The 26,398-nt window shown below is 71.4% G+C and carries 28 protein-coding genes and 2 pseudogenes; 16 read left to right on the forward strand and 14 right to left on the reverse strand.

Going from position 1 to position 26,398, the window contains the following annotated elements:
• Positions 1 to 8: 8 nt before the first annotated feature.
• Genes pucL through QSK32_RS32125 form a run of 4 tightly spaced genes read left to right on the forward strand, consistent with a single transcriptional unit; the run spans position 9 to position 4,900 of the window.
• Entirely contained in the window at positions 9 to 860 is an 852-nt protein-coding gene (pucL, locus tag QSK32_RS32110; protein WP_245673925.1) for a factor-independent urate hydroxylase, read from the forward strand.
• The gene (locus QSK32_RS32115; RefSeq protein ID WP_285473973.1) at positions 851 to 2,194 is read left to right on the forward strand and encodes an 8-oxoguanine deaminase; all 1,344 of its coding nucleotides are present in this window, start codon (positions 851 to 853) and stop codon (positions 2,192 to 2,194) included. Before pucL ends, QSK32_RS32115 begins: the two co-directional genes overlap by 10 nt.
• Positions 2,195 to 2,219: 25 nt before the next feature.
• Positions 2,220 to 3,755: a malate synthase A gene (aceB, locus tag QSK32_RS32120; RefSeq protein WP_045742129.1), complete on the forward strand. Its 1,536-nt coding sequence runs from the start codon at positions 2,220 to 2,222 to the stop codon at positions 3,753 to 3,755.
• An 8-nt stretch (positions 3,756 to 3,763) separates the two neighbouring features.
• Positions 3,764 to 4,900 carry a DUF6986 family protein gene (locus tag QSK32_RS32125; protein WP_285473974.1) on the forward strand — a complete coding sequence of 379 codons (1,137 nt, stop codon included), beginning with the start codon at positions 3,764 to 3,766 and terminating at the stop codon, positions 4,898 to 4,900.
• A 4-nt stretch (positions 4,901 to 4,904) separates the two neighbouring features.
• Here QSK32_RS32125 and QSK32_RS32130 read toward each other — a convergent pair whose 3' ends face one another.
• Entirely contained in the window at positions 4,905 to 5,231 is a 327-nt protein-coding gene (locus tag QSK32_RS32130; RefSeq protein WP_285473975.1) for a hypothetical protein, read from the reverse strand.
• A gap of 249 nt (positions 5,232 to 5,480) precedes the next feature.
• Here QSK32_RS32130 and QSK32_RS32135 point away from each other — a divergent pair, with 249 nt between their 5' ends.
• Positions 5,481 to 5,774 (forward strand): hypothetical protein, encoded by a 294-nt coding sequence (locus tag QSK32_RS32135; protein ID WP_083448968.1) that lies wholly within the window; start codon positions 5,481 to 5,483, stop codon positions 5,772 to 5,774.
• Here QSK32_RS32135 and QSK32_RS32140 read toward each other — a convergent pair.
• Positions 5,771 to 6,196, reverse strand: a complete 426-nt coding sequence (locus tag QSK32_RS32140) for a glutaredoxin domain-containing protein (RefSeq protein ID WP_045742085.1) — start codon at positions 6,194 to 6,196, stop codon at positions 5,771 to 5,773. The genes QSK32_RS32135 and QSK32_RS32140 overlap by 4 nt on opposite strands.
• Positions 6,197 to 6,291: 95 nt before the next feature.
• Here QSK32_RS32140 and allB point away from each other — a divergent pair, with 95 nt between their 5' ends.
• Genes allB through QSK32_RS32160 form a run of 4 tightly spaced genes read left to right on the forward strand, consistent with a single transcriptional unit; the run spans position 6,292 to position 10,857 of the window.
• Positions 6,292 to 7,596: an allantoinase AllB gene (gene allB, locus QSK32_RS32145; protein ID WP_285473976.1), complete on the forward strand. Its 1,305-nt coding sequence runs from the start codon at positions 6,292 to 6,294 to the stop codon at positions 7,594 to 7,596.
• Entirely contained in the window at positions 7,596 to 8,582 is a 987-nt protein-coding gene (alc, locus tag QSK32_RS32150; protein ID WP_285473977.1) for an allantoicase, read from the forward strand. Before allB ends, alc begins: the two co-directional genes overlap by 1 nt.
• Positions 8,579 to 9,751, forward strand: coding sequence for an aminoglycoside phosphotransferase family protein (locus tag QSK32_RS32155; protein ID WP_285473978.1), 1,173 nt, complete (start codon positions 8,579 to 8,581; stop codon positions 9,749 to 9,751). The genes alc and QSK32_RS32155 overlap by 4 nt, the downstream gene beginning before the upstream one ends.
• A gap of 5 nt (positions 9,752 to 9,756) precedes the next feature.
• On the forward strand, positions 9,757 to 10,857 hold the full coding sequence (locus QSK32_RS32160; RefSeq protein ID WP_285473979.1) for a protein-L-isoaspartate O-methyltransferase family protein: 1,101 nt from the start codon (positions 9,757 to 9,759) through the stop codon (positions 10,855 to 10,857).
• On the opposite strand, the gene QSK32_RS32165 is transcribed toward QSK32_RS32160, so the two are convergent.
• Entirely contained in the window at positions 10,806 to 12,341 is a 1,536-nt protein-coding gene (locus QSK32_RS32165) for a phospholipase D family protein (RefSeq protein WP_045742130.1), read from the reverse strand. The two genes, QSK32_RS32160 and QSK32_RS32165, sit on opposite strands and share 52 nt — an antisense overlap.
• 84 nt (positions 12,342 to 12,425) lie before the next feature.
• Between QSK32_RS32165 and QSK32_RS32170 the strand changes: the two genes are divergently transcribed.
• Positions 12,426 to 12,551, forward strand: coding sequence for a hypothetical protein (locus QSK32_RS32170; RefSeq protein WP_281179057.1), 126 nt, complete (start codon positions 12,426 to 12,428; stop codon positions 12,549 to 12,551).
• Positions 12,552 to 12,737: 186 nt separating this feature from the next.
• Entirely contained in the window at positions 12,738 to 13,022 is a 285-nt protein-coding gene (locus QSK32_RS32175; RefSeq protein ID WP_045742090.1) for a hypothetical protein, read from the forward strand.
• A gap of 12 nt (positions 13,023 to 13,034) precedes the next feature.
• Here QSK32_RS32175 and QSK32_RS32180 read toward each other — a convergent pair whose 3' ends face one another.
• Together QSK32_RS32180 and QSK32_RS32185 are read right to left on the reverse strand one after the other, a co-directional pair.
• Complete coding sequence (locus QSK32_RS32180; protein ID WP_045742091.1) at positions 13,035 to 13,985, reverse strand: pirin family protein; 951 nt, start codon at positions 13,983 to 13,985, stop codon at positions 13,035 to 13,037.
• Between the two features lie 155 nt (positions 13,986 to 14,140).
• The gene (locus QSK32_RS32185; RefSeq protein WP_045742092.1) at positions 14,141 to 14,581 is read right to left on the reverse strand and encodes a MarR family winged helix-turn-helix transcriptional regulator; all 441 of its coding nucleotides are present in this window, start codon (positions 14,579 to 14,581) and stop codon (positions 14,141 to 14,143) included.
• 66 nt (positions 14,582 to 14,647) lie between these two features.
• On the opposite strand from QSK32_RS32185, the gene QSK32_RS32190 reads away from it, so the two are divergent.
• A complete protein-coding gene (locus QSK32_RS32190) occupies positions 14,648 to 15,115 on the forward strand; it encodes a GNAT family N-acetyltransferase (protein ID WP_045742093.1) in 468 nt (155 codons plus the stop codon).
• Between the two features lie 37 nt (positions 15,116 to 15,152).
• On the opposite strand, the pseudogene QSK32_RS45780 reads toward QSK32_RS32190, so the two are convergent.
• The 7 genes and pseudogenes from QSK32_RS45780 to QSK32_RS32220 all read right to left on the reverse strand — a co-directional run.
• A pseudogene (locus tag QSK32_RS45780) lies at positions 15,153 to 15,380 on the reverse strand (Clp protease N-terminal domain-containing protein); the annotation flags it as partial.
• Positions 15,381 to 15,554: 174 nt separating this feature from the next.
• Positions 15,555 to 15,764, reverse strand: a pseudogene (locus tag QSK32_RS45585) (Clp protease N-terminal domain-containing protein); the annotation flags it as partial.
• Positions 15,765 to 16,001, reverse strand: coding sequence for a hypothetical protein (locus QSK32_RS32200; protein WP_045742095.1), 237 nt, complete (start codon positions 15,999 to 16,001; stop codon positions 15,765 to 15,767). It abuts the pseudogene before it with no gap.
• Positions 16,002 to 16,104: 103 nt separating this feature from the next.
• On the reverse strand, positions 16,105 to 16,314 hold the full coding sequence (locus tag QSK32_RS32205) for a DUF3072 domain-containing protein (RefSeq protein WP_285473980.1): 210 nt from the start codon (positions 16,312 to 16,314) through the stop codon (positions 16,105 to 16,107).
• 24 nt (positions 16,315 to 16,338) lie between these two features.
• Complete coding sequence (locus QSK32_RS32210) at positions 16,339 to 17,115, reverse strand: VOC family protein (protein WP_353051001.1); 777 nt, start codon at positions 17,113 to 17,115, stop codon at positions 16,339 to 16,341.
• A gap of 84 nt (positions 17,116 to 17,199) precedes the next feature.
• Entirely contained in the window at positions 17,200 to 18,450 is a 1,251-nt protein-coding gene (locus QSK32_RS32215) for a cation:proton antiporter (protein WP_045742097.1), read from the reverse strand.
• Positions 18,451 to 18,472: 22 nt separating this feature from the next.
• Entirely contained in the window at positions 18,473 to 20,704 is a 2,232-nt protein-coding gene (locus tag QSK32_RS32220) for an ATP-binding SpoIIE family protein phosphatase (protein WP_083448970.1), read from the reverse strand.
• Positions 20,705 to 20,892: 188 nt separating this feature from the next.
• On the opposite strand from QSK32_RS32220, the gene QSK32_RS32225 reads away from it, so the two are divergent.
• Both QSK32_RS32225 and QSK32_RS32230 read left to right on the forward strand, forming a co-directional pair.
• A complete protein-coding gene (locus QSK32_RS32225; RefSeq protein ID WP_285473981.1) occupies positions 20,893 to 22,008 on the forward strand; it encodes a cellulose binding domain-containing protein in 1,116 nt (371 codons plus the stop codon).
• Between the two features lie 530 nt (positions 22,009 to 22,538).
• Positions 22,539 to 23,906, forward strand: coding sequence for a mechanosensitive ion channel family protein (locus tag QSK32_RS32230; protein WP_045742100.1), 1,368 nt, complete (start codon positions 22,539 to 22,541; stop codon positions 23,904 to 23,906).
• 277 nt (positions 23,907 to 24,183) lie between these two features.
• On the opposite strand, the gene QSK32_RS32235 is transcribed toward QSK32_RS32230, so the two are convergent.
• Entirely contained in the window at positions 24,184 to 24,540 is a 357-nt protein-coding gene (locus tag QSK32_RS32235; protein WP_045742101.1) for a DUF6401 family natural product biosynthesis protein, read from the reverse strand.
• A 424-nt stretch (positions 24,541 to 24,964) separates the two neighbouring features.
• Here QSK32_RS32235 and QSK32_RS32240 point away from each other — a divergent pair, with 424 nt between their 5' ends.
• Complete coding sequence (locus QSK32_RS32240; protein WP_045742133.1) at positions 24,965 to 25,348, forward strand: hypothetical protein; 384 nt, start codon at positions 24,965 to 24,967, stop codon at positions 25,346 to 25,348.
• On the opposite strand, the gene QSK32_RS32245 is transcribed toward QSK32_RS32240, so the two are convergent.
• The gene (locus QSK32_RS32245; protein ID WP_045742102.1) at positions 25,336 to 25,545 is read right to left on the reverse strand and encodes a hypothetical protein; all 210 of its coding nucleotides are present in this window, start codon (positions 25,543 to 25,545) and stop codon (positions 25,336 to 25,338) included. The genes QSK32_RS32240 and QSK32_RS32245 overlap by 13 nt on opposite strands.
• Positions 25,546 to 25,786: 241 nt before the next feature.
• Here QSK32_RS32245 and QSK32_RS32250 point away from each other — a divergent pair, with 241 nt between their 5' ends.
• Positions 25,787 to 26,383 (forward strand): hypothetical protein, encoded by a 597-nt coding sequence (locus QSK32_RS32250; protein WP_245673923.1) that lies wholly within the window; start codon positions 25,787 to 25,789, stop codon positions 26,381 to 26,383.
• The last annotated feature ends 15 nt before the right edge of the window (positions 26,384 to 26,398 follow it).

The following is a 26,398-nucleotide window of genomic DNA, read 5'->3' on the forward strand; positions in this document are numbered from 1 at the left end:
TGGCGATCGTGCTCGGACCGAACCGGTACGGCAAGGCGGAGACGCGTCTGGTGCGGGTGCACCGCGACGGCGACACCCACGGTCTGGTGGACTTCACCGTCAGCGTCGCGCTCTCCGGCGACCTGGCCGCCACGCACCTGACCGGGGACAACGCCGGTGTGCTGCCGACCGACACGATGAAGAACACCGTGTACGCGTTCGCGAAGAAGCACGGCACCGGTGAGCCGGAGGAGTTCGCGCTGCTCCTGGCCCGGCACTTCGTCGCGTCCCAGCCGCAGGTGCACGGGGCGAAGGTGTCGGTCGAGGCGATCGGCTGGGAGCGTCTGGGGCCGCACTCGTTCCGGCGGCGCGGCGACCACACCCGGACCGCGGTGGTGACCGTGACCGGCGACGGCGAGCAGGTGGTGTCCGGGGTGACCGGCCTGGTCCTGTTGAACACCACCGATTCGGAGTTCCACGGCTTCGTCCGGGACGAGTACACGACGCTGCCGGAGGCGACCGACCGGATCCTGGCCACGGCGGTGGACGCGCGGTGGCGGCACTCCGGGGTGGACGTCGCATGGGGCGAGTCGTTCGACGCTTCGCTGGCGGCGATGACCGGCGCGTTCGTCGGCACCTACAGCTATTCGCTGCAGCAGACGCTGTACGCGATGGGCCGCCGGGTCCTCCAGGAACGTCCCGAGGTGGCCGAGGTGCGGCTGGCACTGCCCAACAAACATCACTATCTCGTGGATCTGGCACCGTTCGGGCTGGTCAACGAGGGTGAGGTGTTCATCGCGGGCGACCGGCCCTACGGTCTGATCGAGGGTTCCGTGGTCCGCGACGACGCGGTGGCCGCGGTGGCGGAGTGGTGGCTGTGATCCTCATCGAGAACGCCACCGTCGCCACGGTCGACGCCGGCGACACGGTGCTCGCCGGCGCCGACGTGGTGGTCGGCGACGACGGCCGGATCGCCGCCGTGGGCCGGCACGACTTCACGGACTTCTCCCGGCGGATCGACGGGAGCGGCTGCCTGCTCACCCCGGGGCTGGTGAACACCCACCATCACCTCTACCAGTGGGCCACCCGCGGGCTCGCCCTCGACGAGACCCTGTTCGGCTGGCTGACCACGCTCTACCCGGTATGGGGCCGCCTGGACGCCGAGATCGTCGGTGCCGCGGCCGCCGCCGGACTGGGCTGGCTCGCCCTCTCCGGCTGCACCACCAGCATGGATCACCACTACGTCTTCCCCCGCGACGGCGGTGACGTGCTGGGCGCCGAGATCGAGGCGGCCCGGACGATCGGCCTGCGGTTCCACCCGACCCGCGGCTCGATGGACCTCAGCCGCAAGGACGGCGGCCTGCCCCCGGACCATCTGGTCGAGGAGACCGACGAGGCCCTGGCAGCCACCGAGGCGGCGATCGACCGCTGGCACGACCCGTCCCCGGACGCGATGCTGCAGATCGCGGTCGCCCCCTGCTCGCCGTTCTCGGTCACCACCCGGCTGATGGAGGAGGCCGCGGCGCTCGCCCGCCGCAAGGGCGTCCGCCTGCACACCCACCTCGCCGAGACCGACGACGAGGAGCAGTTCTGCCGTGAACAGTTCGGCTGCAGCCCGGTCGAGTACGCGGAACGCGTCGGCTGGCTCGGCGACGACGTCTGGCTGGCGCACGGCGTACACCTGGACGACGCGGCCATCGCCAAGCTGGGCGCCACCGGCACGGGCGTCGCGCACTGCCCCAGCTCGAACGCCCGTCTCGGCGCCGGCATGGCCCGGGTCCGGGAACTGCTCGACCACCGGGTGCCGGTCGGCCTCGGCGTGGACGGCGCGGCCTCCCAGGAGGTGTCGCACCTGGGCGCCGAACTGCGGCAGGCCCTCTACACCGCCCGGATGCGCGGCGGTCCGACGGCGATGAACGCGCGGGAGGCGCTGCGCCTGGGCACCATGGGCGGGGCCCGCTGCCTGGGCCGGCAGGACGACATCGGTTCGATCGAGGTGGGCAAGCTGGCCGACCTGGTGCTGTGGCGTCTCGACGGCCCCGGGCACGACGGCATCGACGACCGCCTCGCCGCCCTGGTGTTCGGCCCGCCGGCCCCGATCGGACTGGCGCTTGTCGGTGGTGCACCGGTCGTCGAGGACGGCAGACTGGTCAACGCCGACGAGGAGGCCCTGACCCGTGCGGCGCGCGGGGCCCACCGCCGGCTCGTCCCCTGAAGCAGCACCGAGAGGAGCCGTGACGATGACCGAGATCCTGTCCGACGAGGCGGTGGCGTTCGTCGCCGAGCTGAACCGGCGCTTCCGGCCGCGCCGCGACGAACTCCTGGCGGCCCGGGCCACCCGCCGGGCCGAGATCGCCGCGGGCGCCACCCTCGGTTTCCTCGCCGAGACCGCGGACATCCGGGCCGCCGAGTGGTCCGCCCCGCCCGCGCCCGCCGACCTGCGGGACCGCCGGGTGGAGATCACTGGCCCGACCGAGCGCAAGATGACCATCAACGCGCTGAACTCTGGCGCCAAGGTGTGGCTGGCCGACCTGGAGGACGCGAACACCCCGCACTGGGCGAACGTGGTCGACGGCCAGCGCAACCTCTACGAGGCGATCCGGCGGACCATCTCGCTGGCGACGGAGAAGAAGACCTACGAGCTGAACGGCGGGCCGTACCCGACGATCGTGGTGCGCCCGCGCGGCTGGCACCTGGACGAGCGGCACCTGCCGGTGGACGGCGAACCGGCCGTCGGCGCGCTCGTCGACTTCGGCCTCTACTTCTTCCACAACGCGGCCGAACTGCTGGAACGCGGCAGCGGCCCGTACTTCTACCTGCCCAAGATGGAGTCGCACCGTGAGGCCGCGCTGTGGAACGACGTCTTCACCTGGGCGCAGGAGCGGCTGAACATCCCGGTCGGCACCATCCGCGCCACCGTGCTGATCGAGACCATCCCGGCCGCGTTCGAGATGGAGGAGATCCTGCACGCGCTGCGGCCGCACATCTCCGGGCTCAACGCCGGCCGCTGGGACTACCTGTTCAGCATCATCAAGTACTTCCGCGACAATCCGTCGATGATCCTGCCGGACCGGGCCGCGGTGACGATGACCGCGCCGTTCATGCGGGCGTACACCGAACTGCTCGTGGCCACCTGCCACCGCCGTGGCGCGTTCGCGATGGGTGGCATGGCGGCGTTCATCCCGAGCCGCCGCGACCCGCAGGTCAACGAGGTCGCCCTGGTCAAGGTGCGCCAGGACAAGGAGCGGGAGGCCGGCGACGGTTTCGACGGCTCCTGGGTGGCCCACCCCGACCTGGTGCCGATCTGCGCCGAGATCTTCACCGGGGTGCTCGGCGACGCCCCCAACCAGCTCGGCAAGCAGCGCCCGGACGTCGCGGTCGACGCCGCCGACCTGCTCGACGTGGCGAGCCTGGGCGCCACGCCGACCGCGGACGGCCTGCGCAACAACGTCAACGTCGCCCTGCAGTACCTGGAGGCGTGGCTGCGCGGCAACGGCGCGGTGGCGATCCACAACCTGATGGAGGACGCGGCCACCGCCGAGATCTCCCGCTCACAGATCTGGCAGTGGATCCACAACGGGGTACGCCTCGACGACGGCACGCTGGTCACCGCCGAACTGGTGACCCGGATCGTGGACGAGGAACTCGCCACGATCCGTGCCACGGCCGGTTCCGCCGGCCGTTTCGACGACGCCCGCAAACTCTTCGAACGGGTCGCGCTCGCCGACGACTTCGCCGACTTCCTGACGACCGCGGCCTACGACTCGATCGATTGAGGTTCCCCATGCGCCTGTCCGATCATGACTACTCCGAGATCGACGGGCGCCTGGCCGCCCACGACGCGTTCCTGAAATCCCGGTACCCGGGGGAGCGCGCCGGGCGGCAACCCGTGCACACCGTCTACGTCCCGGCGGACCGCCTGGACGACTTCCGCGACTGGGGCGCGATCGCCCTGGCCGCCATGGACGAGCACGATTTCCCCGGGTCGGACCCGGCGATCCGGGCCAAGCTCGACCGCGAGCCGATCGAGGACCTGCGCGTCGATTTCGAGGACGGTTACGGCGTCCGCGACGACGCGCAGGAGGACGCCGTGGTCCGCAAGGCCGCCGGGATCCTCGCGGCAGGCCCGCGACCACCGTTTGTCGGTGTCCGGATCAAATCACTGGAGGCGGCCACCCGGCACCGCGCGCTGCGCACGCTCGACCTCTTCCTCGACTCCTATCAGGACACCTTCATCATCACGCTGCCCAAGGTCAGCGGCCCGGTCCAGGTCGCGACCATGGTCACCCTCTGCGAGAGACTCGAGCGGGGGTACGGCCTGAGCACCGGCACCCTGACGTTCGAGATCCAGGTGGAGTTGCCGTCCGCGGTCCTGTCCGCCGACGGGACCGCCACGGTGGCGGCTCTGCTGACCGCCGCGGACGGCCGGTGCACCGGACTGCACTACGGCACCTACGACTACAGCGCGGCGGCCGGAGTGGCGGCGGCGTACCAGTCGATGGAGCATCCGGTGGCCGACTACGCCAAGGCGGTGATGCAGGCCGCCGCCGCGCAGACCGGTGTGCGCCTCTCCGACGGCTCCACGAACATCCTCCCGGTCGGCGACCGGTCCGCCGTGCACGAGGCCTGGGCGCTGCACCGCCGGCTCGTGCGCCGCTCGCTGGAACGCGGCTACTACCAGGGCTGGGACCTGCACCCGGCCCAGTTGCCGACCCGCTACGCGGCCACGTACGAGTTCTTCAGGGACGGCCGGGACGCCGCGGTGACCCGGCTGCGGCGGTACCTGGACCGGCAGGACAGCGGCATCCTCGACGAACCGGCCACCGCCCGCGCCCTGGCCGGATATCTGCTGCGAGGGCTGGACTGCGGTGCGTTGACCGACGCCGGGTTCACCCGCGCCGAGTTGCTGGCCCTTCAGTAGGGCTTCAGTAGGGCAGGTCACGTCCCAGGTGCCGGGCGTACGCGCGGTGGACGAGGGCGCCCACCTCGTCGTCGAAGCCGAGCCCCCACCGCAGCCCGTCGCCGGTGCCGAGGTGCACCTGCGCGGCCAGATCCGCCCGGGTGATCGGGAACTCGGTCCGGGCCTCGTCCGGCCCGGCCGGGGCGATCAGGGTGTCCGGCAGCCGGTCGAGGACCGCCGCGACCGCCGGAAGTCCGGCCAGGTGGTCGCCGCGGTAGCTGACGCCGCCCTGTCCCACGGTGCCGGCCGCCGGCTCGATGCCGGGGACCGCGTACGCCGGAAGTGAAGTCATGCCGCAAGTCTCTCGTCAGACCGGTGGCGTCACGTCTTCGCGGTGGGGGAGGTGCCGATTACCGGCGGTAGCCGCCGCAGGCGGGGTGCTGATCATGCTGTGGTGGGGGAGTTGAGGCTCGTACCCTTAGGTAGCTCTTAAGAAGCGCTCGCGATAGGCCAAAGATGGACCCGCGTCGAACCTTTCTCTGATCCACTGAGTATCACTGTGCGCGACGGGACGCGGGGAGAGGAATCGACAACAGTGAGAATGACATGGAAGCGCGGCACGGGTGTCGCGGATAGCCCGGTCATCCAGGCGGTCGAGCACATGGCGGAACGACCGTCCTGGGACTGCCGGGAGTGTGGTCAGAGTTGGCCGTGCGCACCGGCCCGGGACGATCTGGCCGGCAGCGACGACCGGATCTGGCTGGCGATGTACATGTCCGGCAACCTCGACCAGGCGATGGGTGACCTGGTGCCGGCCTCGCCGGCCGTCATGTTCGACCGGTTCCTGGGCTGGCTGCAGCAGCCGGCCCGGACCGGTGAACTGGTGAGTGTCTAAGAAGGAACGGTCAGGCGGTCGTGGAGCCAGGCGGGGTCCGGATTGACGTGGGCCTCGCCGGCGATCACCACAGTGGGGACTGTTTCGTCACCGCCTGTGATGCCACGGACGACGGCGGCGCCCTCCGGATCCTGCCAGATGTCCACCCAGTGCAGCTGGGCGGCGTCCGGTCCGAGCCGGGCCCGCAGCCGGAGGCAGAACGGACATCCGGGACGCCAGTAGACCACCGGGCGGCCGTCGGCGACGGCGTCGGCGGTGCTTTCGGGACGGGGGAACGCGCCTGGTGAGAACAGGTACGCCAGGACCAGGAAGACGACCAGGACGACCGCGGCGGTCGTCGGGGCGCCGGCACCGAACTTGACGGCGGCGATCAGCACGCCGCAGACGGCCCACAGGGCCGCCAGCCTCCACCTTCGCAGCATGGCGGGGACGGTACTCGGTTACCTGCGGTGACGGCATCCCCTACTGGCGGGATGATGGATGTCAACAGGAAACAAACCGTGGTTAGGGTGCGGCCATGGTTGATCTCGTGGTGCGGTCCCGCCGGGTGGTCACCCCTGAGGGGGAGCGGCCGGCATCGATTCTGGTGGCGGACGGCCGGATCGTGGCCGTCGAGGACTACCACCATCCCGGCGACGGTGTCGACCTCGGCGACACCGCGCTGCTGCCCGGCCTGGTGGACACGCATGTGCACGTCAACGAGCCGGGGCGGACCGAGTGGGAGGGGTTCGCGTCGGCCACCCGGGCGGCCGCGGCCGGTGGCGTCACCACGATCATCGACATGCCGCTGAACAGCCTGCCGCCGACGGTCGACCCGGCCGCGCTGCACGTCAAGCAGAAGGCGGCGACCGGTCAGTGCCACGTCGACGTCGGCTTCTGGGGCGGCGCGATCCCCGGCAACCACGGCCACCTGGCCGGGTTGCACGCCGACGGGGTGTTCGGTTTCAAGGCGTTCCTCGCGGATTCCGGCGTGCCGGAGTTCCCGCCGGTGGACGCCGCCCGACTGGACCTGGCGATGCGCTCGGTGGACGCGCTCTTCGTGGTGCACGCCGAGGACCCGGATCACCTGCGGGAGGCGGCCGGGTCGCCCGCGTACGCGGACTTCCTCGCCTCCCGCCCGGAGGCCGCCGAACACGCGGCCGTCGCCACCGCCATCGGGGTGGCCCGCGAGACCGGCCGCCGCGTGCACATCCTCCACCTCTCCGCGGCCTCGGCACTCCCTCTCATCCGTGCGGCCCGGTCAGCGGGGGTACGCGTGACCGCCGAGACCTGCCCGCACTATCTGACCCTGGACGCCGGCACGGTCCCGGACGGTGCGACCGAGTTCAAGTGCTGCCCGCCGATCCGGGACGCCGCGAACGCCGACCTGCTCTGGCAGGCCCTCGCCGACGGCCTGATCACCTGCGTGGTCAGTGACCACTCGCCCTGCACGCCCGAGCTGAAACGGCAGGACACCGGGGACTTCGCGGCGGCCTGGGGCGGCATCGCGTCGGTGCAGCTGGGCCTTCCGGTGATCTGGACCGCTGCCCGGGACCGTGGCCACACGCTCGCGGATGTGGTGAGCTGGATGGCACAGCGTCCCGCCGATCTGGTGGGCCTGCGGGGGAAGGGCCGCATCGCCGCCGGTGCCGATGCGGACCTGGTGGCCTTCGACCCGGAGGCGACGTTCGTGGTCGACCCGCACGCCCTGCACCACAAGAACCCGGTCACGCCCTACGCCGGGCGGACCCTGCGGGGCGTGGTCGCCGCGACGTGGCTGCGCGGGCGTCCGGTTTCCGGCAACGACGCCGGTGGAAGGTTCCTCGTGCGTCAGGAGCGTTGATGCCAGAAGAGTTCACCACCCTGCCCGACCTCGCCTCGCGTGCCTTCGGTGGCGGTGTCGTGGTCGCCAACGACGAGTTCTTCGCGGCCGCCGACCATCTGGTGCTGCCCACCGCACCCGGGCACGCGCCGCGGACGTTCGACACCAAGGGCCAGGTGTACGACGGGTGGGAGACCCGTCGCCGCCGCGAGGCCGGGCACGACTTCGCCGTCGTACGGCTCGGCGCCCCCGGCGTGATCCGCGGTTTCGACATCGACACCGCGTTCTTCACCGGCAACTTCCCGCCGTTCGCCTCGGTCGACGCGGTCGCGCTGCCCGGCCATCCCGGCCCGGACGAGCTGGCCGCCGCGGACTGGCAGCCGCTGCTGGGCCGCTCGCCGCTGAAGGGGGACAGCTCGAACCTGTTCCCGGTCGACGACGGGCGGCGGTTCACGCACGTACGCCTCAACATCTTCCCGGACGGCGGGGTGGCCCGGCTGCGCGTGCACGGCGAGGTGGTTCCGGACCCGGAGCTGCTGCCGAAGGTGTTCGACGTGGCCGCCGCCGAGTACGGCGCCACGGTGGTCGACTGCAGCGACATGTTCTACGGCAATCCGCAGCGGATGCTGATGCCCGGTCTGGCGCAGAACATGGGGGACGGCTGGGAGACGTCGCGCCGCCGTGACGACGGCAACGACTGGGTGGTCGTCCGGTTGGCCGCCCCGGCCCGGCTGCGCTTCGCCGAGCTGGACACCAGCCACTTCAAGGGCAACGCCCCCGGTGCGGCCCGGCTGACCGGGATGGATTCCCGCGTCGACCCGGACGCCTGGTTCGAGGTGCTGCCGCGGGAGGCGCTGCGCCGCGACACCCGGCACCGGTTCCCGGTCCGGGTGCGGACCGAGGTGACCCACGTGCGCCTGGACATCTTCCCGGACGGGGGGATGGCCCGTCTGCGTTTACTGGGCCGTGCCGATCGGGCGTACCTGCGCGCGAGAATAGATCGGTGACGCGAAGTGTGACTCTGGTGCTGACCGATCCGGCCGGGCACCTGCTGGGTGCCCTGCCACCGTTCACCGTCGCGGCCCCCTGGTGGCAGGAGGTCGGCGAGATCGTGGCGGAGGCCGGGGTCGACGTGACCGTGCTGCGGCTGTTGAGCGCCGACCGGGAGCGTCCGCCGGGCGGTCACGTCACGTACCTCGCGGTGACGCCGGACCGCCCGGCCGGCCTGCTGCCGGTGGACGCCGACTTCGGCGATCATCCGAAGCGTGCGCCGTACGCCGAGATCGGCGGTCCGGCGGCCTCGCTGGCCTGGGCCACCGGCGCCCTGGACCGGATCGGCATCGTCGACGCGATCGCACATCAGCAGCGCACCTGGAACCTGTCCGCGCTGTGGCGGTTCGACGGGCCGGACGGTGTCCCGGTCGCCTGGCTCAAGCAGGTCCCGCCGTTCCTGGCTCATGAGAAGGCCGTTCTCGCCCTGGTCGACAAGGTGGTGCCGGGGATCTCCCCCTGCCTGCTGGCCGGTGGGGAGCAGGGCCGGATGCTGCTGGCGCACGTGCCGGGCGACGACTGTTACGGGGCCGGGCCGGAGGTGTGCGACGAGGCGGCGGCCTCGTTCCACCCGGTGCAGGAGCACTTCGCCGGCTGGGCCGACGAGATGATCAAGGCGGGGCTGCCGGACAAACGGCCGGACATCGCCCAGATCGCCGCGGTCGCGCTGCCCTTCTTCGACCGGCTCGACGGGTTGCGGCAGCTGGTCGAGGGCCTGCCGCGGCGACTCGGGCGGATCGAGGCCTGCGGTCTGCCGGACACCCTGATCCACGGCGATCTGCACCCGGGCAACATCCGGATCGACAACTACGGACCACCGGTGATCATGGACTGGGCGGATGCCGGGGTGGGCAATCCGGCGTACGACATCCTGCGTCTCGTCGACTCGCTGGACTCCGCCGCGGACGCGTCCGGACCGTTGACCGCCTGGGCGGACCGGTGGCGGGACAGCCGTCCGGGCAGCGACCCGGTGGGGGCGGCCGCCCTGATCCGGCCGGTCGCGGCACTGCAGGCGGCGGTCACCTACGCCGGTTTCCTCGACGAGATCGAACCGGCCGAATGGCCGTACCATGCGGGCGACGTCCCGGAACGACTGAGCGCCGCGGTGGCCGCGGCGGCAGACTGACATTCATGGACGATGCCCGCCGGCACTACCTGGACCTGATCCGGCACGACGGGGTGACGCTGAGCCCGGAGCTGGCGGCCGCGTTCGCCGCGGTGCCCCGCGAGGTCTTCGTGCCGGACGGCTTCCACCGCCGGGACGGCCGCCTGGTGATGCCCGCCGACCCGGAGTTCCTGCCCGCGGTCTACAGCAACGAGGTGCTGGTCACCAAGCTCAGCGACGGCCGCCCGGTCAGCTCGTCCAGCCAGCCGTCACTGATGGCGGTGATGCTGGCGGCACTCGAGGTGCGCCCGGGGATGCGGGTGCTGGAGATCGGCGCCGGGACCGGGTACAACGCCGCGCTGCTCACCGCCCTCGGTGCGGCGGTGACCACGGTGGACGTGCAGGCCGACGTCGCCGAACGGGCACGTGCCGCCCTGGCCCGGTCCGGCACCACGGGCGTCCGCGTCGAGATCGCCGACGGCTACACCGGCGGCCCGGCCGGGGCGTACGACCGGATCATCGTGACCGTGGGCGTCGCCGGGATCTCCCCGCACTGGCTGGACCGGCTGGCCCCGGACGGCCTGATCATCGCGCCGGTCGAGCACGCCGGCGTGCACCCGGTGCTGGCGGTCCGCCCGGACCGCACCGGGCTGACCGCGACCGTGATCTGCCCGGCCGGTTTCATGAGTGCCGCCGGCCCGCTCACCGCCCGCCACCCGGGCAGCCATCCCGCGCCCGTCGCCGGGCTGACCGACCTGGTCGAGGCGGTCCCGCCGCGCTGGGATCCGCCGCTGACCGGCCTGCCCTACCGCGATCTCTGGTACGCGGCCGGCGCCTGGCACCGCCGCGTGACGCACGCGTCGAACGACGTCGTGGTGCTCGACGGGACCGGCACGGGCGGTGCCGTCGTCACACCCGCCGGCGCCGTGCTGGCCACCGGAGAAGAGCCGGACCGGTATGCCGCGGTCGCCGACGCGCTGGTGAGCCGGTGGGAGTCACTGGGCCGGCCGCCGATGAGCGCCTGGACGGTCCGGCTGGCCGAGGCGGGCCCGATCCTGGTGCCGGTCGAGTGGCGTCACCAGGTCCCGGAACGCCGGTCCCGCCAGGGCCGCCCGTCCGGGTCGTAGACCATCCGGTACGCCGGGACCGCCCACAGCTTCTGATGCCACGGCAGCTTCCCGGTCCGGTGTGCGACGAGCCGGCCCGGTGGCCGCGGCCCCTGCCCGCCGCCGTCGTGCCACTCCCGCAGCCGGTCCGCCGCGTCGGCCATCACCCGGACCGCCGACGCCGGGTCGATCAGGTCCTCGTCGTCGCCGTCCTTGCGGTCCAGGTGCTCGAGCATCAGCCGCAGGCGCAGGTCCCGCGGGAAACGCCCGTCCTCGTCGACGACCGCGCAGGACAGCTCGCTGTCGTGCGTCCACGATCGACGGTTGAAGTTGTCGCTGCCGACGCTGCACCAGACGTCGTCGATGACGCACACCTTGGCGTGCACGTATATCGGCGTGCTCTCGTGGTTCTCCAGGTCGAAGACGTGCACCCGGTCCGCGTCGACCTGCCGGCACAGGTCGATCGCCTGTTCCCGGCCGACCTCGTTGGGCGGCAGGGCGAACGCGCCGTCCACGTCCGGGTACCGCGGCACCACGGCGATCAGGTGCAGCTCCGGGTTCTCCCGCATCGCCTCGGCGAACAGCCGGGCCACCTCCTTGGACCACAGGTACTGGTCCTCGAGGTAGATCAGCCGGGTGGCCCGCTTGATCGCCTTGGTGTAGCCGCGGGCCACACTGCGCTCGCCCTTCGTCGCGAAACCGTACGGCGGCCGCATCGCCGGGTAGGTGCGCAACACCTGCACGGTCAGCGGACCGCACGCGGGCGGGTCCGGCGGCTGTTCGGGCAGCGGGTCGGGGCTCATGTCCTCGTGCTTGAGCCGGTCGACGACCGTGGACACCGGACCGTTCTGGTCCAGCGGCACCCGGTCGTTCCAGCGCTCCCGGAACGTGTGGTCGAGCGCGCCGACCACCGGGCCGCGCAACTCCAGCTGCACGTCGTGCCAGGGCGGCGTCGGGCCGTAGGCCTTCGCCATCTGCACCGCCTGCCGGTCGCCGTGGTGCTCGGCGTCGTCGCGCCGGCTGTGGCACAGGTCGATGCCCCCGGCGAACGCCACGTCCCTCTCCGGGTGTCGCGGATGCCGTAGCACCACCAGTTTCTGGTGGTGCGAGCCGCCCCGGCGGACCCGCTGGTCCAGCAGCACCTCACCGCCGGACTCCTCGATCGCGTCGGAGAGGTTCCGGTTCTCCTCCTCGCTGTACGCGAGTTTGTCCATGTGCGAGCGCCACAACAGTCCTTTGACGATCACCCCGCGGGCGGCGGCCGCCGCGAACAGCTCCGCGATCGACGGACCGTCGTCACGCATCAGCTCGTCCGGGTCGCCCCGCCAGTCGGTGAAGAACAGGTGGTCGCCCTCCGAAAGAGCCTCGACTTCACTCACCAGCCGATCGAAGTACTTTCGCCCATGAATCAGAGGCTCGGCAGTGTTTCCGGTGTTCCATGTGGGTATGGAGGTGTCCGGGTTGCCGCGCTCGGCAGCGGTGAGAAGCCATTCGTGCAGCGGCAAAGCAGCCCCTTCGAGGTCGACGACGCCCTCACCGTAAGCCTCCCGCACGCACCCCGCATCCCTTCGTCATCAGGAGTGGACCCCATGAGCGCCGAGCCCCTGGTCAGCACGCCCGTCACCGAGACCGCCGACGCCGCTGAGAAAGGACTGCTCATAGCGGTCCTCTTCCTCGTCGTCATGGGCACCGCCGCGATGCTCCTGATGTCCTGATCCAGGCGTCTTTCTCACACTTGTCAGGGGGTACGAGCCACTACTCCCCGCCTTCCGCCACACCTCTCCTGCCTGCCCCAGGATTCCCGGGCCCCGATCACTGAGCACCGGTCACCTCGTCCGGGCCCACGGGCGTACGCGACGGCCGGGGTCGACAAAGATCGCTTGATTCGTACACTTGTGCGAATGAAACGGCGACCGCGGGGTGCCCCGCAACTCCACGAAGCGGCCTGGCTGCACTTTCCCGGCGTCTACCCCGGGCCGGTGTCGCTCCTGCGCCTGGAGAAGGCGGCCGGATCCGGCGGCTGGGAGGTCATCCTCGACCGCGATCTGCGGCTCGGCACGCAGGAGCGGGGACGTTTCGCCACCGAGGCGGCGGCCCGCAACCGCATCGAACAGATCTACGCCGGCACCGCCGAGGGCGGCGAGTGGCGGGTGCGCCGATATCAGCCACACCCGCCCGCGCGGTGAGAGAACCGATGCTCAGTCGGTGTGCGGCAGTTTCGTCGCCGGGATGACGCCGAGGCGCCCCTTCTGGAAGTCCTCGAACGCCTGCTTCAGCTCGGCCTTGGTGTTCATCACGAACGGCCCGTACTGCGCCACCGGCTCGCGGATCGGCCGGCCGCCCATCACGAACAGGTCCAGTGCCGTCTTGGCCTCGACCCGGATCGCGTCACCGGGGCCGTATGTGGCCAGCTGTCCCAGATGGATCGGCCGCATGTCGGTGCCCACCCAGCCCTCGCCGGACAGGGCGTAGACCAGGGCGTTGTAGTCCGGCTGCCACGGCAGGTCGAGGCGGGAGCCCGGCTCCATGGTGATGTGCGCCAGGTTGATCGGCGTGAACGTCGACCCCGGTCCGGCGTGTCCGGCGATCTCACCGGCGATCACGCGGATCAGTGCGCCGCCGTCCGGTGTGGTGAGGAGGGCGGCAGCCGTACCCCTGATGTCCTGATATTTCGGGTCTATCATCTTTGCTGCCTTGGGCAGGTTGACCCACAGCTGCAGGCCGTGGAACAGTCCACCGCTGGTGACCAGGTGCTCCGGCGGCGCCTCGATGTGCAGGATCCCGCTGCCGGCCGTCATCCACTGCGTGTCACTGTTCGCGATCGAGCCGCCGCTGCCCAGCGAGTCCTGGTGGTCCATGATCCCGTCGATCATGTAAGTGACCGTCTCGAACCCGCGGTGCGGATGCCACGGCGTGCCCTTCGGCTCGCCGGGCGCGTAATCCACCTCGCCCATCTGGTCGAGATGGATGAACGGGTCGAGCTCGGTGACCGGCACCCCGGCGAAGGCCCGCCGGACCGGGAAACCCTCACCCTCGTATCCCTGCGGCGCGGTGGTGAGCCGGCGGACCGCCCGGAACTCCGTCGCGACCGGATCCAGCTCCGGCAGTCGCGGCAGAACGAGAACGTCATCGACGGTGATTGCAGGCATCTCAAGCCCTCCTGACTTCGAGGGCCCCAGCATAGCTCCTTCAAATCTGAAATAATAGGGTGCTGCTTTAAATCTGAAGAATCAGTGAGCCGTGTCATCGAGGTCCGGCCGGAGCGGTCCCGGACTGCTCCGTGACGATGAGGGTGGCCTGCCGGTCACGCCTTTCGGACTCTGGCGAAGATGCGGCCGATCGCGGCCAGCTCCTCGTCGTCGACGTGGTCGATGAAGCTTGCGCGGACGGTGGCGAGGTGGGCGGGCGCCGCCGCCCGCAACGTCTCCAAGCCCTCGTCGGTGAGCACGGCCTCCTGGCCCCGCCCGTCGTCGGAGCAGTTCTCCTTGCGGACCAGCCCGCGCTTGACCATCGAGGTGATCTGGTAGGTGATCCGGCTCGGTGAGAGCACCAGCCGGTTGGCCAGTTCGCCCATCCGGATGCGGCGGCCCGGCGCCTCCGTCAACGCGACCAGGACGTGGTAGTCGTTCATGCTCAAGCCGGTGGCGGCGCGCAACTCGTCCTCGAGGCGGGTGTGCAGTGCCCACGAACCCTCGATGAACGTGCGCCAGTGCTCGAGTTGGTTCGCGCTGAGCTGTTCGGCCATACCCCGACGATACCCTTCAAATCTGAAAGAAGCCCAGCCCGGGGAGGCGCGCGTTAGGGTGCCGTTGTGTCGAGTCGCCGAGCTGTTCCCGATGATGCCGCCGAACTGGTCCGTCTCCGGGCCGTGATGTTGAGCCAGGCCTACCGCGAGGGCTGGAACGACGACTGGCGGGAGCCGGTTCGCGAGTCGTTCGCCCGGCGGCTCGCCGAACCGGTGCCGGCGCTTGCCGCCTACGTGGTGGACCGTCCGGACGGGGGTGGGCTGGCGGCCTGCGCGGTCGGCCTGATCGAGGAGCGGCTGGGTAATCCGGTCGACCCGTCGGGGCGCGTCGGTTACGTGATGAGCGTCGCGACGGATCCGGACATGCGGCGGCGGGGCTATGCGCGAGCGTGCATGACCGGGCTGCTCCAGTGGTACCGCGACCAGGGCCTCCGGACCCTGGACCTGCGCGCCTCCGGGGAGGCCGAGCCGCTCTACCGTTCGCTCGGTTTCGCCCGGACCGCTGACCCGTCGATGCGCCTGCGGCTGGTCTGACCGGGACTGTGCTCGGTCGCGTACCCCATCGTGGGTTTCATGCCGCCCTGGTGTTGAGGGACCGTGTCAGTTCGGCGCGCAGGGCCGCCACGTCGACGTTGCGTTCCGTCAGGATGCGGGCGCCCAGCCCGGAACCCTCGCGGAGCAGGCCGAGCAGGATGTGTTCGCGGGCGATGAAGTCGTGCTTGTGGTGGACGGCCTCGCGCAGGGACAACTCGAGCACCTTCTTGGCCCGCGGCGAGAACGGGATGTGGCCGGTGCCGGCGTGGAAGCGGCCGAAGAGTCCCCTCCTCTTCGGCGCGGGGTGCGGGAGTCGCAGGGCACCGGCCCCGAAGTTCTCCTCGATGGCGGCGCGGACCGCGTCGAGGTCGATGCCGATGGCTTTGAGGGCGGCGGCGTCCTCGGCGTCACGATCGGCCACCGTGGAGGCCTCGGTGCTCTGGTCGCCGAGGTGCCGGATGATCGCGGAGCGCACGCCGGCCCGGTCGACGCCGTGGTGGCGCAGGGTGGCGGCGACCGGGCCGGCCTCGTCGGCGACGAGGGCGAGCAGCACGTGTTCGGTGCCGATCACGGGGTGTCCCAGCTCGCGGGCCTCGGTCTGGGCGCCGATCACCGCGGTGCGGGCGCCCTGTGTGAATCGCTCGAACATCTAGCCCTCCCGGGGGTCGTGCGGCGGAACGAGCTTGGCGTGTTTCTTGTGCACGCCCTGGCGGGTCACCTCGAGCGCGTCGGCGATCTCCTGCCAGGACCAGCCCTTGCGGCGGGCGTTGGCCACCTGCAGATGCTCGAGGCCCTCCAGCAGTCGGCGCAACGCCACGACCGCCCGCAGGCCCACCCGGGGGTCGGTGCTGCTCGCGGCGGCGGCGAGGTCGGTCGCTTCGGTCATGCTGTCAACGTACGTTGACAGTCGGCGCCCGTCAACCCGGGTTGACGCTCGCCGGGCAAAAAAGAAGACCGGCCCTGATCGGGCCGGTCGCTCCTCGGGCCGCTCACCTGCCGCGGCCGGTCTTCTCCTGCAGGTCGTCGATCCGCCGGGAGGCCTCGGCTTTCGTCAGGCCCTCCGGTGCATCCTCCTTCGCCTCCGCGGCGAGGGTGTGCAGGTAGGACTCCTGCGCTCCGGTGGCCGGCTCCTCGCCGGTCGTCCAGTCGCTGGGATCCTTGATGGTGTTGCCGGTGTCGGCGTTCGTCTGATCGGACATGACACCGTCATTACCCGTGGTGGGTCACTCCCATGCCGGGAGAGCCCCCAACGAGACGGTCAACTCGACCGGGTGATGCACCGGCGCCACCACGGTGAAACGCGCGCCGAACGGGTCACGCAGCTCGGCGAAGGCGCTCAGCCCGGTCTCGACCGGCTCGGAGAGCACCGCGCCGCCGAGGCGCTCGCAGTAGTCGGCCGCGGACTGGATGTCCTCGACCTGGAAGGCGGCGCGCCACCAGCCGCCGCGGTAACCCGCGGACAGTCCGGCGATGGCGTCGTGTGCCTGGTTGAGCCACTCGCCGGTGCCGAACTCGTGGCGCAGCAGCCAGCCGAACGCCGAACCGTAGAACCGGGCCGCGGTGTTCGCGTCGTCGGTGATCAGCTCGGGCCAGGACATCGTGCCGGGCTCGTCGCGCGCCTGCGAGCCGCCGAACTCGCGGGGCTCCCAGAGGCCGAGCACCGCGCCGGACGGGTCGGCGATGATCGCCCGGCGTCCGCCGTGTGCCTCGGCAGGGTGGCTCAGCAGGTGGCCGCCGGAGAGGGCGACCTGCTCGAGCGCCTCCTCGAGGTCGGGTGCGCTGAGGTGGGTCAGCCAGCCCTCCGGCCGGTCGGGCCCACTCCGGGTGAGGCCGGCGACGGCACGTCCCCCGAGCTTGAACCGATCACCCGCTGACTCCCATCCGAACAACTCTGCGTAGAACTGTGACGCGCGCGCAGGGTCCGCGCTCGCCAGTTCCACCCAGCAAGGTGTCAACGGTGCATAGCCTCTGATCCGCATGAGCCGCTCCATGGTGGACATCCCCAGTTACTTGAGCACTCTACGGCACTGATAACTCTTCGTCACTACCGGACGGTCCATTGTCCGATTTGCGAGGTAAAAATACTACACAGTGTGAGCGGTTGAGTGATCCAGGTAACGCATCACCGGAGTGGCCGCGATTCCGTGCAGCACAACGGACACGACGACCACGAATGCGGCCGTCGCCCAGACGATCTCCATACCCGGGAAGTCGGCGTGTGTAACTGCGTACGCTAAGTAATAAAAGGATCCGATGCCACGGATACCGAATGCGGCGATCACCCAGTGTTCCGATGTGGACCCCGGGGTGCCGCGGAGGGATGCGAAGGCGGTCAGCGGGCGAATCAGAAATATCAGGACCAGTCCGGTCAGGGCGGCCTGCCACGTCAACGCCGTCAACAACCCGCCCACCACCGCGCCACCGAGCAGCATCAGCAGCAGCACGGTCAGCAGGCGCTCGGTCTGCTCGGCGAAATCGTGCAGCACCTGGTGGTACTCGTGCGACCGCTCCGCCGCCCGGATCGCCCGCGCCGCCACGAACACCGCCAGGAAGCCGTAGCCTCCGGCGACCTCGACCACCCCGTACGCCAGGAAGGTCGCAGCCAGGGCGAGGAAACCCTCGGAATGCCGGGCCAGCCGCAGCGAGTCCCGCCGGGCACGGAAGAACAGCTTGCCCAGCCCGTGACCGATCAGCGCGCCACCGAGGACACCGACGGCCACTTTGTACAGCACGTCCTTCAGCGCCCACTCCGCGAGCCAGCCGGCCGGGTCGAGACCGTGCGTGGCGATCGCGACGGCGGCGTAGACGAACGGGAACGCCAGCCCGTCGTTGAGCCCGGCCTCGGAGGTCAGCGCGAACCGCACCTCGTCCTCCGAGTCCTCCTCGTCGGTCGGCTCGCCGACCTGCACGTCCGCGGCGAGCACCGGATCGGTCGGGGCCAGCGCCGAGCCGAGCAGCAGCGCGGCCGCCGGCGCCAGCCCGGCCCACCACCAGCCGAGCAGGGCGGTCGCCGCGATCGTCACCGGCATCGCGATGATCAGTAGTCGCCCGGTCGACGCCCAGCGGCGCAGACCGAACGGCCGGTCGATCTTCAGCCCGGCGCCCATCAGCGCGACGATCACGCCGATCTCGGTCAGGTGCTCGGTCAGCGTCGGATGCGCGAGCGGATCGGCGTCCGGCAGGCCCAGCGGCAGGCCGAAGACGAGCAGGCCCAGGGCCAGGAAGGCGATCGGCATCGAGATCGGGCGGCGTTCCAGGATGCGGGGCAGGATGCCGGCCAGCAGGGCACTCCCGCCGGCCAGGGCGAACAGCCCGTCGGAGAGCGTCAGCTCCATGGGTGGAAGTCAGGGGCGGCAATCATGCCCGCCCATTACCCCCGAGCAACATCTCGAACCAGACCGTCGATCCGCGGACCGTGGGGTCGGTGCCCCACGAGTCGCTCAGCTCCTCGATCAGCCCCAGACCCCGGCCCCGGCTGGCCATCGTGTCGGTCCGGGCCCGGATCACGCTGCCCCGGGTGCCGGTGTCGGCGACCGAGACGAGCAGGCGTTCCGCGTTGAGGTCGATGTGGACCTGGGCCGGGGTGCCGGCGTGCAGCAGCGCGTTGGTGGTGAGCTCGCTGGTGCACAGGATGGCCGCGCCGATCACCGCCTCGGGCACCGACCACTCCCGCAGCCGGGTGGTCATCCACTGGCGGACCCGGCTCGGGCCGGTCGGCTCGGCGGCCACCAGCATGGTCGCGGCCCGGCTCATCGCCAGCGCGTGCTCCACGGCGAGCACCGCCACGTCGTCGTCGGTGGTGCCCTCGACCGCGGAGGTGGCCAGGGAACACATGTTGCGCGGGTCACCACTGGCCGAATGCGCCGCCGCGGCGACCAGGTCGTCCAGGCCGTCGTTGAGCGGGCGCCCGCGGCGTTCCACCACGCCGTCGCTGAACATCAGAATCGTGTCGCCCGGCTCCAGCAGCAGCGAACCGGTCTGCCAGCGCCCACCCAGGCCCAGTGGGGCACCCGGCGGCACCTTGACCAGTTCGGCGGTGGCCGGCTCGCCACCCTGCCCGGCCCGGCGCAGCACGGGCGGCGGATGACCGGCACTGGCCAGCGTGATCGTGCCGTCGGCGGGGTCCAGCACGCCGTACACCACGGTCACGAAGATCTCTTCGTTGCGGGACTCGGCACCGAGTGAACCGACCAGCCGGTCCAGCCCGGCGAGCACGCTCGGCGGCGACGGATCGGTCAGCGCCAGGGCGCGCAGGGCCGCCCGGACCTGGCCCATCACCGCGGCGGCCCGCACGTCGTGCCCGGCCACGTCGCCGAGAACCATCGCGAGACGGCCGTCGAGCAGCCGGAACGCGTCGTAGAAGTCACCACCGGCGGCATTGCCGTCGACCCCGACGTCGTAGCGCGCGGCGATCCGGAAGGTGTCCAACTCGGGCAGGTGCTCCGGCAGCATGCTGCGCTGCAACAGCTGGGCGGTGCCGTGCTGGGCCTCGAACCGGCGGGCCCGCTCGGCGGCCTGCGCGACCAGGGCGGCGGCGGCGGTGAGCAGGGCGCGTTCGGCGGGCAGCCAGGCGTGCGCACGGGTGAAACCGACGGTGAACGCACCGCGCAGCGACGGGGTGCGCAGCGGCAGCACGGCCAGCGCGCGGACCCGGCGCTCGTGCCGGTCGGTGGCGACGGCGGCCAGCGGCTCACCGTCGGCGACGAAACTGGCCCGGCCGCTCTCGGCCGCCTCGACCAGCGGCGCGGTGTCGTCACTGACACGCCGCCAGACCGGGGGCAGGCGTTCGTCGGCCTCGTCGAGCATCTCCCCCCGGATCCGCCGGACGAAGCGATAGGTGCCGCCGTCGTCCACCGCGAGCACACAATGATCCAGATCAAAGGATTCCATCGCGTACGAGAGAACGACGCGCGTGACATCGTCGATGGTGAGCGCGCCGGCCAGCCGTGCGGTCAGGTCACCCAGGCTCTGCAGCCGGTGGATCACCTGAGTGGTCTCGGCGGCGACCGTGAGGACCCCGGCGACCGCGCCGCGCGAGTCGCGGACCACCGAATGCCCGCGGGTGTAGAACGCCGGCTCGGTGCGCCCGGGCGCGATGGCGACCTGGCTCTCCGGCTCGAGGACCGCCCGCCCGGTGCGGTGCACCCGGCTGATCACGTCGCGCATGCCGGGCTGGTCCCACGCGTCGCCGAACGCCTGCGCGGCCGGACGGCCCAGCGCCGCCGGGTGCAGGTCGCCGAGCACCTCGGCGTAGGCGTCGTTGTAGAGGACCAGGAACGCGTCGCCGTGGACCAGCATCATCGGCACCGGCGAGGCGAGCATCAGCTCGACGGCGGCGCGGACCGCCGGGTCCCAGGTGGTGATCGGGCCCAGGGCGGTGCGCGACCAGTCGAACGCGTGCACCATCGAGGCGCAGGCGATGCCGGTGTGCGGCGAACCGGCGGCCTGTAGGGGGAGAGTGGAGATCCCGGAGGGCCGGATGCCGGCCGGGATCAACCCGCCGGACCCGAGCCCACCAGACCCGAGCCCGCCGGTCCCCAGACCGTCGGACCCGAGATCCCTCGAGCTTGTTCCTGCCGAGCCGACCATGCAGAAAGCCTATCCCGACTAATCCGTTTGTACGATGCCCCACCGGCCGACCGTCCGGTTATTGACCAACCGAGGGGATCGGGTGTCGGCGAGGTGTACCCGTTTGACGTGTCAGATCACTTAAAGTTGCTGGTCAACTACCGTTTGATCTTGGTGAAGATCATTCGTGTTCCCCTATCATCGCGGCCGTGATCGAACGACCGCACGGGGTGACGCGCTCCTCCGGGGAGCAGGAGCAGGCGACGGCAGGCGCCGATCGCCGAGTCGTCGATCACTCGGTGCCGCCCGGCCATCCAGGGCACGGCCCGTCGGCCGACGACCGGCACGCCGATGACGGGTACGCGGCACTCGCCGACTGGGCACAGTCCGGCGAGACGATCATGTTGCCGTCGGTGCCGCGGCGGTCCTCCGCCTCCTCGCCGCCCGCCTCCTCGTCGCCCTCTTCCTCCTGGTCGCCCTCCTCGCCCTCGTCGCCTTCCTTGCCTTCCTCGCCTTCCTCGCCCCAGGGCACTGAGTCCGACTCTTTCGCCCCGGGGTACGGACTGCCGCCGTACCAGCAGGACGAACCCGCGGACTACTCACCGTGGGGGCAGGCCGCGCCACTGTCACTGTTCGAGGAACCCGCACCGCACGCCGGCCGTGACCCGCTGCTGGACGCCCGCCACCGACGCCCCGGAATGGGTAGCCGCGGCATCCGGGTGGCGGTCGCCGCCGGAGCCGTGGCCGCGCTGATCGGCGCCGGGTTCCTGCTGACCGGCGGCGACCAGGAGGAGACCACCACCCCGGTCGCGGCCCCCGCCACGCCGTCCACCACCGAGGTCGAAGTGCCCGACCTGACCCCGGCCTCGCCGTCGAAGGCGAGCCCCAGCGCCTCCGCGTCGGCGAGCCCCACCCCGTCGAAGTCGCCGTCGCCGTCCGCCTCCACGGTGGTCACCAGGCCGGCGGTGCACGCGGGGTCGCGTACGCCCACCCGGAAAGCGACCTCGGCAGCCCCGGAGGACTCCGGAGCCGCGGTGCTCAGCGCCTTCTACAGCTATTCGGCGGACACGGACTTCGTCGGCACGGTGCAGGTGGTGAACGCGGGCGACGCCGCCGCCGACGACTGGACCGTGACGATGACCGTGCCCGGCGGCGAGAACGTGGCGGCGTCCGGCGGTGTCCAGGTGTCCCAGTCCGGAACCCGGGTGACGTTCCACGGTTCGTCCGTCGCGGCGGGCGGCTCCTCGACGTTCAGTTTCACGCTGGGCGGGGCGCCCTCCGCACTGCCCACCGGCTGCACCATCGACGGCACCGCCTGCGCATAGTCGCCGGCTGAGTCCCGACCGGGGCGGCCCGCACCGCCGACCGCCGACCGCCGCCGGTCATTGCGCGACGTCGGTCATGGACTGGGCTGCTTACTCGACCATGCGTGCTGGTGCGAGGCGCTTCGCCTCGTCGATTCGTCCTGTGGGTGACGGCTGGGTGTTCCCGGGCCGTCGTTCACGGCTGACTCGCGTCCTGTCGACAGCCGTGTCCGACGGCTCGGCCGGCTCGGCCGTCGGCTGTGGTTCATCCGTGAGCTGAAAGCGACCACCGTCCACGGCCGACGAGTCGCCGCGGCGAAGCGATCGCATGGTTACCGGTCACGGCATTGATCAACTCAAGCTGAGCGGCATCGGTGCTCCGGGATGCCCCGCTTCCCGCGTGATCCACCGGACGGGGCGTGGCGGTCGCTTTTCCGTGTCCGCGTATTCGGAGTGCCGTCGGTCGATATTCACGGGCGGCTACGGGGTAATCCTCCGGCCGGTGATTCGTTGAGGCGTGGAAGGCGTCTCGAGGATCTTGAGGAGGGCGGATGACCGGGGACGGGCTGAGCCGTGGGCTGAGCGACATGTGGCGATCGGTGGTGCTGTTCCTGCCGTACGCGGTGGCATTCGCCCTGATCCTGCTGGTGGGCTGGCTACTCGCGTGGCTGGCGCGAACGCTGACCGTGAAGGCGCTGCGCCGCGCCGGGTTCGACCGGGCCGTCGAGCGGGGGATCGCCGGCCGCCTGCTGAAGGACCGGACCGCCGCGGCCACCGACTTCTGTGGTCGCCTGGTCTTCTGGGCGGTGATGCTGATCGCCCTCCAGCTGGCGTTCGGGCTGTGGGGACCGAACCCGGTGAGCGACCTGTTGACCGGCCTGATCTCGTGGCTGCCGCAGCTGTTCGTGGCGGTCGTGGTGCTGGTGGTGGCGGCCGCGATCGCCGGTGCCGCCCACGACCTGATCCGGACGGTACTGGGCGTGGGCGGGACGGCCCGTCTGCTGGCCCGCGTGGCGGCCGGCGTGATCGTCACCTTAGGCGTGATCGCGGCACTGGACCAGGTGGGTATCGCGACGGCGGTCACCCGTCCGCTGCTGATCACCGTCCTGGCCACGGTGGCCGGCGTGATCATCGTGGGGGTCGGCGGCGGTCTGGTCCGGCCGATGCAGCAGCGCTGGGAGGGATGGCTGGAGCGGGCGGCGACCGAATCGGCGGCGATCCGCGAACAGGCCCGCGCCCGCGCGGAGGAACGCGCCCGGGCCGCGGCCGAGGAGGAGGCCCGCCGAGCCGAGGAGATGCGTCTCGCGGAGGAGGCCCGCAGGGCCGAAGAGGCACGGATCGTCGAGGAGGCCCGTCTCGCCGAAGAGTCCCGCCTCGCGGAGGAGGCCCGCAGAGTCGAGGAGGCCCGCCTCGCCGAGGAGGAGACACGGGCTGTGGAGGTGGCCCGACTCGCCGAGGCCCGAGCCGCGGAGGAGGCGCATCGTGCCGAGGAGGCCCGGATCGCCGAGAACCGTCGTGCCGAGGAGGCGCGCCGGGCGGAGCGGGAGCGCGCGGAGGCGGAAGCCCGGGAACGGTCGGCGGACGAGACCCAGGTGATCACCACGGACGCGATCGCGCCCGCCCCGGCCGGCCCGACGGTCTTCACCCCCGGAGTCCGGCCGGAGAGCCGGACCGCTCAGGGGCCGGAGGACACCACCACCGGGGATGCCGGATCCGCCACTACCCGGGAGACGGAGAACGCGGTGATCACCCAGGGGCCGGGGAGCGGCGAGACGACCGTGATCACGGATCCGGAGCCGGACGCGTCGGTGAACGTGGAGGACACCGACGAGGGGGACCGGACCCAGGTGGTTCCCCTGCCGGACACCGACGAGACGGAGACGCTGCCTCTGCCCCGGGACAAGCCCAGGCCGAGATGAACATCTGACCTACGGCGCGATGCGGGTACGACTGAGGGCCGGCACCTGGTGGGTGCCGGCCCCTGGCGGTCGGGAGTCGGTCGTTCAGGGATGGGCCGAAGCCCGGCCGTCGGGGAAGTGCCGTCGGGAGCGGATCGGAGCCTGGTCGTCGGGGAGGTGCCGTCGGGGGCGGATCGGAGCCTGGTCATCGGGGAAGTGATGGCCGGACGCGGACGCAGCCCGGTCGTCGGAGGAGTGCCGGTTCAGCGTGCGGCGGACCCGGTGCGGTCGGGGCGGGTCAGCGGGTGGTGGGCAGCGTGCGGGCCAGCGCGCAGACGGCGAGCAGGCGACGGAGTACCCAGTCGTCCTCGGACCAGTCGATCTCGCCCTCGGGGGCCGTCCAGCCGTGCTGGAACGCGGCGTCGCGGACACCCTCGGCGTACGCGGCGAGCAGCACCGCGGTCAGCGGGCGCTTGTCGGCCGACAGGCTGTCGCGGACTCCGGCCGAGTGCTGGTCGACGATCGACATCAGGCCGGGGTTGGCGTCGGCGGCGGCGAAACCGCTGATGCCGACCACGGCGGTCAGGTCGGCGAGCGACGAGTGGGCGGAGCGCTGAGCAGCGCGGGCGGCGGCGTTGCTGAACAGGCCATTCATGAGAAGAACGTTAGGTAGCCCGGGGTGCCCGAACGTTTCTCGCACCGTTGCGGATCGGTTGAAGCGCGAACCGGCCCGCAGCCGTACCGGGCGCGAACCGGCCCGCGGCTGTGCCCGGACGCGAACGGGCCCGCGGCTGTGCCCGGGCGCGAACCGGCCCGCGGCCGTGCCCGGACTCGAATGGGCCCGTGGCCGTACCCCGGAAAGGTGAACCGGTCCGGAAAAGCGCTCGGATCGGTTCAAGGCGGGCAGCGCGGGGAACACAGGTGCCGTGGCAGAAGCGGAGACCGGCGAGCGCGCGGTGGGCGGGCGGGCCGCGGCGGGGCCGGCGGGGACGCGAGCAGCGGACCGCCCGGCGGGTGAGCGGACGGCCGACGGGCCGGATCGGGAGCATCGGCGGCCGGACGGGCTCGACGACACGACCGTGCTGGCGCTCGGCAAGCTCAGCGAGGCGCTCGAGACGGTCGAGCGGGCCCGCGGCCACCTCTACACGATGCACCAGCTGATCGGCAGCGCCGACTTCGCCCTGGACGAGGCCGTGACGTTGTTCGCCGAGGCCGGGCACGGTGAGGTGGCCGACCGGATCCGGAACGATCTGATCGGCCGCAACGTCGTCCCGGGACGCTGGACGTTCCAGATCGTCGAGGAGTTCGACGACGGGTACCACGCGGAGTTCCGCGCCGTCGAACGCGACGCCCGGGATCGTCTGGCCGGCGGGCGCCGTCATCTGTACGAGGCGGAACTCAAAGAACACCGCCGGACACGCGGGCGGCCCGGCCACGAGGCGTTACCCGGTCACTCCGGGTAGTCGACCGCCTGGGGGCGGCGACGCTGAGAGTCGTCCGCGATGATCACGGTGGCTACGACGAGTGACACGACTATGGCGAAGAACCATGAGGCGTCATCGACGAGCTTCGCCGCCAGTGGCGCTTGGAAGGCCGAGAGGAAGAAGGCCACCCAGGCGAAACGGCGCTGACGTTCAGACAGGAATCCGGCAGATCGCACTCGGAAAGTGTGTCTCGATCAGGACGAAACGCCGTCACCCGTTCGGCCGATTCTCCGTTGTCCGATGGTGCCCCTCGCCTTGCGTCGCCGTCACTCAAGCGTGCTCGTCCCGTGTCTGTCGATGCTGGTCGGAGCGGTCGGGTGCACCCCGCCCACGCCTGCGCCGCCCCGGCCGCAGCCGTCGGCGCCGGATCGGGTCCAGGCCGGTCCGTTACTCGACCGCACCGGAGCATGGCTCACGGTGAGTGACGCGGCGAGTCGCGTACGTGTCGAGACGGCGACCCTTCCCGGACTGCTGTACCGGATCAGCACCGAACCGGACGCGGGCGTGGCGCCGGTCGTCACCCGCCGTGGCGGGCGGGTCGTGGTGGGCCTGCGTGGTACCGGCGGCGACGGGCTGGACGAGGTGCGGATCGTGCTGAACCGGGACGTCCGGTGGGGGATCGCACTGCCGGACGGGGCCGGCGAGCAGCAGGTGAACCTCCGGCACGGGCGGGTCGAGCGTCTCGACCTGGGCACGTCCGGTCTGGCCGAGGTGTGGCTGCCGGCGCCGGACGGGACGGTCACGGTCACGTTCACCGGTGGGATCGGCACGGCGGTGCTGGCGGCCGACACCGATGCGCCGTTCCGGCTGCGGTTCGACCAGGGCGCGGGGTCGGTCACCACACCGTGGACGGCGAACAACGGGACCGCCGCGGGGCGGGTGCTCCGTGAGCCGGGCTATCGCGGCACCCGAGACCGGTATTCGGTGCGGGCCCGGTCCGGGGTCGGCAGCCTGGAGTTGCGGCGGCTGGCGACCACAGCGGACGAACGCCGGCTGGGTACGCCCGAGGGGTGACCACCGATCTCAGCC

This window comes from Actinoplanes sp. NBRC 101535, assembly GCF_030269225.1.
Taxonomy (GTDB): Bacteria; Actinomycetota; Actinomycetes; order Mycobacteriales; family Micromonosporaceae; genus Actinoplanes; species Actinoplanes rectilineatus.

Excerpts from the sequence above, each read along its gene's own strand:
- aceB (WP_045742129.1), top strand. The coding sequence starts at position 2,220 with ATGACCGAGATCCTGTCCGACGAGGCGGTGGCGTTCGTCGCCGAGCTG.
- QSK32_RS32125 (WP_285473974.1), top strand. The coding sequence starts at position 3,764 with ATGCGCCTGTCCGATCATGACTACTCCGAGATCGACGGGCGCCTGGCC.
- QSK32_RS32130 (WP_285473975.1), bottom strand. The coding sequence starts at position 5,231 with ATGACTTCACTTCCGGCGTACGCGGTCCCCGGCATCGAGCCGGCGGCC.
- QSK32_RS32135 (WP_083448968.1), top strand. The coding sequence starts at position 5,481 with ATGACATGGAAGCGCGGCACGGGTGTCGCGGATAGCCCGGTCATCCAG.
- QSK32_RS32140 (WP_045742085.1), bottom strand. The coding sequence starts at position 6,196 with ATGCTGCGAAGGTGGAGGCTGGCGGCCCTGTGGGCCGTCTGCGGCGTG.
- allB (WP_285473976.1), top strand. The coding sequence starts at position 6,292 with ATGGTTGATCTCGTGGTGCGGTCCCGCCGGGTGGTCACCCCTGAGGGG.
- alc (WP_285473977.1), top strand. The coding sequence starts at position 7,596 with ATGCCAGAAGAGTTCACCACCCTGCCCGACCTCGCCTCGCGTGCCTTC.
- QSK32_RS32160 (WP_285473979.1), top strand. The coding sequence starts at position 9,757 with ATGGACGATGCCCGCCGGCACTACCTGGACCTGATCCGGCACGACGGG.
- QSK32_RS32170 (WP_281179057.1), top strand. The coding sequence starts at position 12,426 with ATGAGCGCCGAGCCCCTGGTCAGCACGCCCGTCACCGAGACCGCCGAC.
- QSK32_RS32175 (WP_045742090.1), top strand. The coding sequence starts at position 12,738 with ATGAAACGGCGACCGCGGGGTGCCCCGCAACTCCACGAAGCGGCCTGG.
- QSK32_RS32180 (WP_045742091.1), bottom strand. The coding sequence starts at position 13,985 with ATGCCTGCAATCACCGTCGATGACGTTCTCGTTCTGCCGCGACTGCCG.
- QSK32_RS32185 (WP_045742092.1), bottom strand. The coding sequence starts at position 14,581 with ATGGCCGAACAGCTCAGCGCGAACCAACTCGAGCACTGGCGCACGTTC.
- QSK32_RS32200 (WP_045742095.1), bottom strand. The coding sequence starts at position 16,001 with ATGACCGAAGCGACCGACCTCGCCGCCGCCGCGAGCAGCACCGACCCC.
- QSK32_RS32205 (WP_285473980.1), bottom strand. The coding sequence starts at position 16,314 with ATGTCCGATCAGACGAACGCCGACACCGGCAACACCATCAAGGATCCC.
- QSK32_RS32210 (WP_353051001.1), bottom strand. The coding sequence starts at position 17,115 with ATGTCCACCATGGAGCGGCTCATGCGGATCAGAGGCTATGCACCGTTG.
- QSK32_RS32215 (WP_045742097.1), bottom strand. The coding sequence starts at position 18,450 with ATGGAGCTGACGCTCTCCGACGGGCTGTTCGCCCTGGCCGGCGGGAGT.
- QSK32_RS32220 (WP_083448970.1), bottom strand. The coding sequence starts at position 20,704 with ATGGTCGGCTCGGCAGGAACAAGCTCGAGGGATCTCGGGTCCGACGGT.
- QSK32_RS32230 (WP_045742100.1), top strand. The coding sequence starts at position 22,539 with ATGACCGGGGACGGGCTGAGCCGTGGGCTGAGCGACATGTGGCGATCG.
- QSK32_RS32235 (WP_045742101.1), bottom strand. The coding sequence starts at position 24,540 with ATGAATGGCCTGTTCAGCAACGCCGCCGCCCGCGCTGCTCAGCGCTCC.